General features: G+C 68.6%; 5 protein-coding genes. All 5 read left to right on the top strand.

The genetic code is table 11. The features are described from left to right. Positions 1-3,095 (top strand): cobaltochelatase subunit CobN (gene cobN / locus AOQ71_RS39810; RefSeq protein ID WP_245317388.1); only part of this gene is annotated, 3,095 nt, incomplete at its 5' end. After that, positions 3,092-4,252 carry a precorrin-3B synthase gene (gene cobG, locus AOQ71_RS39805; RefSeq protein ID WP_057758878.1) on the top strand — a complete coding sequence of 387 codons (1,161 nt, stop codon included), beginning with the start codon at positions 3,092-3,094 and terminating at the stop codon, positions 4,250-4,252. The genes cobN and cobG, both read left to right, overlap by 4 nt. Continuing rightward, positions 4,252-4,881, top strand: coding sequence for a precorrin-8X methylmutase (locus AOQ71_RS39800; protein WP_057758876.1), 630 nt, complete (start codon positions 4,252-4,254; stop codon positions 4,879-4,881). The genes cobG and AOQ71_RS39800 overlap by 1 nt, the downstream gene beginning before the upstream one ends. Before the next feature lie 2 nt (positions 4,882-4,883). Further along, entirely contained in the window at positions 4,884-5,615 is a 732-nt protein-coding gene (locus AOQ71_RS39795; protein ID WP_057758874.1) for a precorrin-2 C(20)-methyltransferase, read from the top strand. Further along, a partial coding sequence (locus tag AOQ71_RS39790; protein ID WP_245317386.1) for a precorrin-3B C(17)-methyltransferase occupies positions 5,612-6,107 on the top strand: 496 nt, incomplete at its 3' end. The genes AOQ71_RS39795 and AOQ71_RS39790, both read left to right, overlap by 4 nt.

The raw sequence follows: 6,107 nt of genomic DNA, 5'->3' as shown, positions 1-6,107 counted from the left end.
TGCCGTCGCTGCGGCTGGCGAACCTTGCGGAGCTCCGTCATCCGCTTTCGGTCGACACCTATATCGAGCGCACGCTGTTGCAGGCGCGCGGCATTCTGGTGCGGCTGATCGGTGGTGAGTCCTATTGGTCGTACGGGCTTGCGGCGCTTCAGCAACTGGCAAAGGATCGGGGCATCGCTCTCGCGGTGTTGCCAGCCGATGGCCGTGATGACATCAGGCTGGATGCGTATTCGACCTTGCCGGTCTCGACGCTGCGGCGGCTGAAGGTGCTCTGCGACACGGGCGGTCCCGTCGCGGCGCAAGCCGCGATCGCGCAACTCGCGCTGGCCTCGGGTCTCTATGCCGGGCCTGTTACCGGCGAGATGAACGTGCCCGAGATGGGCTTTTATGATCCCGTGCGCGGCGTCATTGCGCCGCCGCCGGGCGAGGGGAAGCCCTTCGCGCTCGTGACATTCTACCGCTCCTATCTCACCGCTGCGGACACCGGGCCCGTCGATGCGCTGATCGCAGCGCTGCGCGAGAAAGGTTTTCATGCCTATGGGGCTTTCGTCACGTCGCTGAAGGCGGCGGGCGTCGCGGATTGGCTGCGCGCGCATCTCGCGCAAAATCCGCCGGCGGCCATCGTCAACGCGACGGCGTTCTCGGCGATGGGCGACGACGGTACGACCCCGTTCGATGCCGCGCAATGTCCGGTCTTCCAGGTCGCGCTCTCCTCGGCGCGGCGCGAGGACTGGGCGGAATCGCTGCGCGGCATGTCGCCCGGCGACCTCGCCATGCATGTGGTGCTGCCCGAGGTCGACGGCCGCCTGTTCGCCGGCGTGGTTAGCTTCAAGTCGGCTGCGCGTCGCGATCCCGATCTGCAATTCTCGCATCTGGCCCACAGACCGGACGAGGAGCGTATGGAGGCCGTCATAGCCCGCGTCGCGGCGTGGCGGAAGCTTGCCGGGACGCCGGTCGCCGAGAAGCGGCTGGCCATCGTGCTCTCGAACTATCCCGGCCGTCCGCACCAGATCGCGCATGCGGTCGGTCTCGATGCACTCGCTTCGGTCGAAGCGCTGGTGACCGATCTCGCCGAGGCCGGCTTCGATGTTGCGTCGGTGCATGCACTCGGCGAGATGTTGCTGAAGCAGAATTTGACGTGGAGCGTCGCCGATTACCGCGCCGCGCTCGCGCGCCTGCCGCAGATTCTGCAGGACGATCTCGCGCAGGCCTGGGGCGCGCCGGATAACGACCCGAACTGCCGCGACGGCGCGTTCCACTTCGCTGCGATCCCATGCGGCCGATCGATCATCGCGGTCCAGCCCGAGCGTGGCGACGCGACCACGCGCGATGCCGACTACCACGATCTCGCCCGCACGCCGCGCCATGGCTATGTCGCGTTCTATCTCTGGCTGCGCGCGCAAGGGATCGATGCCGTCGTGCATATGGGCGCGCATGGCACGCTGGAATGGCTGCCGGGAAAGTCGGTGGCGCTGTCGTCCGCGTGCTGGCCGGAAGCGCTGACCGGTGATCTGCCCGTCATCTATCCCTTCATCGTCAACGATCCCGGCGAGGCGGCGCAGGCCAAGCGGCGCTTAGGGGCCGTCACCATCGGCCATCTGCCGCCGGCGCTCGAGCAATCCGCGGTACCGGAAGGGCTGCGCCGGCTCGAACGTCTGCTCGACGAATATGCGACGGCCGACGGTCTCGATCCCGCCCGACGCCAGCGCCTGATCGCCGCGATCCGCGACGAGGCGCGTGCGGCCGGCCTCGAAGACGATCTCGGGATCGATGCCTCGGCCGCGCCGGCGGAAGCCATTCCGCGCATCGATCGCTTCGTCTGCGATCTCAAGGAAAGTCAGTTCGGCGACGGCCTGCATGTGTTCGGCCGCGGCGCCTGTGGCACGGAGGAGCGCGATGCGCTGCGCGCCGCGCTCGCAGGACGATGCGTGGCGCCGGGTCCGTCCGGCTCGCCCTATCGCGGGCGTCAGGACGTGCTGCCGACCGGGCGCAATCTGTTCGCTGTCGATCCCCGCGCGGTGCCGACGCCGTCGGCGCATGCACAGGGGATCAAGCTCGCCGAAGAGCTGCTGCGTCGTCATTTGCAGGATCACGGCGACTGGCCGAAGGGCCTCGTCGTCGATCTCTGGGGCTCGGCGACGATGCGCACCGCGGGCGAGGAGTTTGCGATGGCGCTGCATCTTGCTGGCCTGGCGCCGCGCTGGGATCACGCCTCCGGCCGGGTCACCGGCTACGACATCGTCGCGCCGGCCGAGCTCGGCCGTCCCCGCATCGACGTGACGCTGCGCGTGTCCGGCCTGTTCCGCGATGTCTTCGCCGGCCTTGCGCAATTGTTCGAGGCGGCCTCCGAGGCCCTCGCCTCGCGCGAGGAGGAGGGCGAGGAGAATCCGTATCGTCAGCGTGCGTCGCGTGTGTTCGCGCCGCGGCCCGGACAATACGGCGTCGGCCTCTCGGCCATCCCCGATGCGTTCACATCGGAGACGCGCGATGCTGCCGGCGAGGCCTGGCTGTCCGCTTCGTCCTGGGCGTTCTCTGCCGATGGTGCAATCAAGCCCGATCGCGCCGGCATCGAGCAGCGGCTCGCCTCGGCCGATGCGTTCGTTCACGCCCAGGATCTGCCCGAGACCGACCTCCTGCTCGCCGCCGACTATGCGGCGCATGAAGCCGGCATCACCGCGGCGGCGGCGCATCTCGGCGCATCAGGGCCATCGCTCTATCACCTCGACACGACGCGCCCCGACGCGCCGCATGCGCGCACGCTGACGGAAGAAATCTCCCGCGTCGTCCGCGCCCGCGCCGTCAATCCGGCCTGGATATCAGGCATGATGCGCCACGGGTTTCGCGGCGCGGCCGAGATATCGGCGACGCTGGAGCACATGGCGGCCTTCGCCCATCTTGCCGGCGCGGTGCCGCCGCATCTGTTCGATCTCTATTACGACGCGACGCTGGGCGACGCCGATGTCCGCGCCTTCCTGGCGCGCGAAAATCCGGCGGCGCTTGCCGCAATGGAAACGTGCTTCACGCGCCTGCACGAGGCCTCGCTCTGGCGGACGCGCCGCAACTCGATCGCGGCCGCGCTGAAGGAGGCGTCATGAGTGCGGCGTCAGTGAAGGGCTGGTGTCCCGGCGCGCTGCGGCCGATGCAATCGGGCGACGGGCTCGTGGTCCGCGTGCGCCCGTTCGGCGGCCGGCTCGATGCGGCACAGACGGCCGGGCTCGCGCATCTCGCCGAGCGCCACGGCAATGGCCTGATCGACGTCACCAGCCGCGCCAATCTCCAGATCAGGGGCGTCAGCGAGGGCAGCCATCGGTCGCTCCTCGACGGTCTTGCGCAACTGACGCTGCTCGACCCCGATGCCGACACCGAATCCCGGCGCAACATCCTGGTCACGCCGTTCTGGCGCGACGGCGACGAGACCCAGGCGCTCGCCGCCGAGCTCGAAGAGGCGTTGGCAGATTCGATGCTCGAACTGCCGACGAAATTCGGCTTCGCCATCGACGACGGCAACTCGCGCGTGCTCGCTGGCGATTCCGCCGACGTGCGGATCGAGCGTGACGTTTCAGGTGATCTCCTCGTGCGCGCGGACGGCGCCCGGCTCGGCCGCGGCGTCGCGCGTGGTGAGGTTGTGAGCACCGCGATTGCTGCTGCGCGCTGGTTCGTCGCCTCAGGCGTCAGGGATGGGCGCGGGCGCATGGCGGCGCATCTTGCGGCCGGCGCAAAATTGCCTGAGGCGCTCCGCGGCGAGGCCGAGCCTGCGCCGATCATGGCAGCAGCCCGTCCGGGCCTTTATCCGCAAGGCGCCATGGTCGGGGTCGCCTTCGGGCAGATGCCGCATACGACGCTCAGTCAGCTTGCCAGTTGCGGGCATGCGTTGCGGATGACGCCGTGGCGGATGGTCCTGGGCGAAGGCAAGCGGACCATGCCGACCGCGTCCGGCCTGATCACCGAAGCCCATGATCCGGCGTTGCGCGTCATCGCCTGCAGCGGTGCGCCGCGCTGCCGCGAGGCCCATGCCGATACGCGGGGGCTGGCGGCGGCGCTGGCGCCAAATATCGGCGGGGCCGCGCAGCTTCACGTCTCTGGCTGCAGCAAGGGCTGCGCCCATTCCGGCGCGGCCGCGATCACGCTGGTCGCGACGGCAACGGGATTCGATCTCGTGCGCGGCGGCTCGACCCGCGACGAGCCCGTCCTGCGCGGGCTCGATCGTGACGATATCGTTCGTGATCCCTCCATCCTGATGGGAGGGCACTGATGCCGCACACCTACGAGACCGACGGCGCGGCGATCTACCGGCAATCCTTTGCGACCATCCGGGCCGAGGCCGATCTGGCGCGCTTCACGGCTGACGAGGAGCAGGTCGTGGTGCGGATGATCCATGCCGCCGGCATGGTGGGACTCGAGGCGCATATCCGCTTCACGCCCGGCATGGCGACGGCTGCGCGCGCGGCCCTGCAGAAGGGCGCGCCGATCCTGTGCGACGCGCGCATGGTGTCCGAGGGCATTACCCGTGCGCGATTGCCTGCGGCAAATGCCGTGATCTGTACGCTGGGCGACGAGACCGTCGCAGCATTGGCCAAGTCGATGAACAACACGCGCTCGGCTGCGGCGCTGGAGCTGTGGCGGCCGCATCTGAAAGGCGCCATTGTCGCGATCGGCAATGCGCCGACGGCGCTGTTCCATCTGCTCAACATGCTCGAGGATCCCGACTGTCCGCGTCCCGCGGCGATCATCGGCTGTCCCGTCGGCTTCGTCGGCGCCGCCGAGTCAAAGGCCGCGTTGATGGCTGATCCGCCGGTGCCGGCGCTTACCGTTGAAGGCCGCCTCGGCGGCTCCGCGATCACGGTCGCCGCCGTGAACGCGCTGGCGAGCCGGAGCGAATAGCCATGGGACGCATCATCTGCTGCGGTCTCGGCCCCGGCGATCCTGACCTGATGAGCGTGCGCGCCGACCGCGTGGTGCGGGCGGCGAAGCATGTCGCCTATTTCCGCAAGAGGGGGCGGCCGGGCCAGGCGCGGCGCATCGTCGAGGGCATGCTCGCTGCCGACGTCACCGAATATCCCATGGAATATCCTGTCACCACCGAGATCGCCTTCGACGGCCCGGACTACGTGCAGCAGCTCTCCGGCTTCTACGATGAATGGGCCGAACGCCTGGCGCGGCTTTCGCGTGCCGTCGACGTCGTCGTGCTCTGCGAGGGCGATCCCTACTTCTACGGCTCGTTCATGCATTTGCACACGCGCCTGCAAGGCCGCGTCGAGATCGAGGTGATCGCGGGCATTCCCGGCATGGTCGGCTGCTGGAACGGCGTCGGCCAGCCGATCGCCCTCGGCGACGACGTGACGACGGTGCTGATGGGCACGCTTCCGGAAGGCGAGCTTGAACGCCGTATGCGCGATTCCGATGCACTTGTGATCATGAAGACCGGCCGCAATCTTGCAAAAGTGCGGCGCGCGCTCGCGGCCGCCGGGCGGCTGGATGATGCCTGGCTGGTCGAGCGCGGCACCATGCCGGGGGAGCGCGTCGCGCGACTCGTTGAGATCGACGCCACCGAGTGTCCTTACTTCGCGATCGTGCTGGTGCACGGCAAGGGCCGGCTTCCGGACGCCGCCGAATGACGGGCACGCTGACCATCGCGGGCCTTGGCCCGGGCAGTGAAGCGCTGGTGACGCCGGAGGTTTCCGCCGCGCTTGCCGCCGCGACCGATATTTTGGGATACGCGCCCTATGTCGCGCGCCTCGCCCCGCGTCCTGGGCTCACCGTGCATCCATCCGACAATCGTGAAGAGCTCCGGCGCGCGAGCGAGGCGCTGCGGCTGGCGGCTGAAGGCGGGCAGGTCGTCGTCGTCTCCTCCGGCGACCCTGGCGTCTTCGCCATGGCTTCAGCCGTGTTCGAGGCGCTCGAAAGGGCGCCGCAATATCAGGACCTGCCGATCCGCGTGCTGCCTGGCATCACCGCGATGCTGGCAGCTAGCGCACGCGCCGGTGCGCCGCTTGGTCACGACTTCTGTGCGATCAATCTCTCCGACAATCTCAAGCCATGGGCGATGATCGAGAAACGGCTGCGGCTCGCAGCGGAGGCGGATTTTTCAATTGCGATGTATAATCCGC

This window comes from Bradyrhizobium manausense (assembly GCF_001440035.1).
Classification (GTDB): domain Bacteria; phylum Pseudomonadota; class Alphaproteobacteria; order Rhizobiales; family Xanthobacteraceae; genus Bradyrhizobium; species Bradyrhizobium manausense.
The sequence above is the reverse complement of the archived record's forward strand: the minus strand, read 5'-3'. Positions and strand labels throughout refer to the sequence as shown.

Bases quoted from the DNA above. Each gene is read 5' to 3' on its own strand.
- cobG (WP_057758878.1), top strand. From the start codon at position 3,092: ATGAGTGCGGCGTCAGTGAAGGGCTGGTGTCCCGGCGCGCTGCGGCCG.
- AOQ71_RS39800 (WP_057758876.1), top strand. From the start codon at position 4,252: ATGCCGCACACCTACGAGACCGACGGCGCGGCGATCTACCGGCAATCC.
- AOQ71_RS39795 (WP_057758874.1), top strand. From the start codon at position 4,884: ATGGGACGCATCATCTGCTGCGGTCTCGGCCCCGGCGATCCTGACCTG.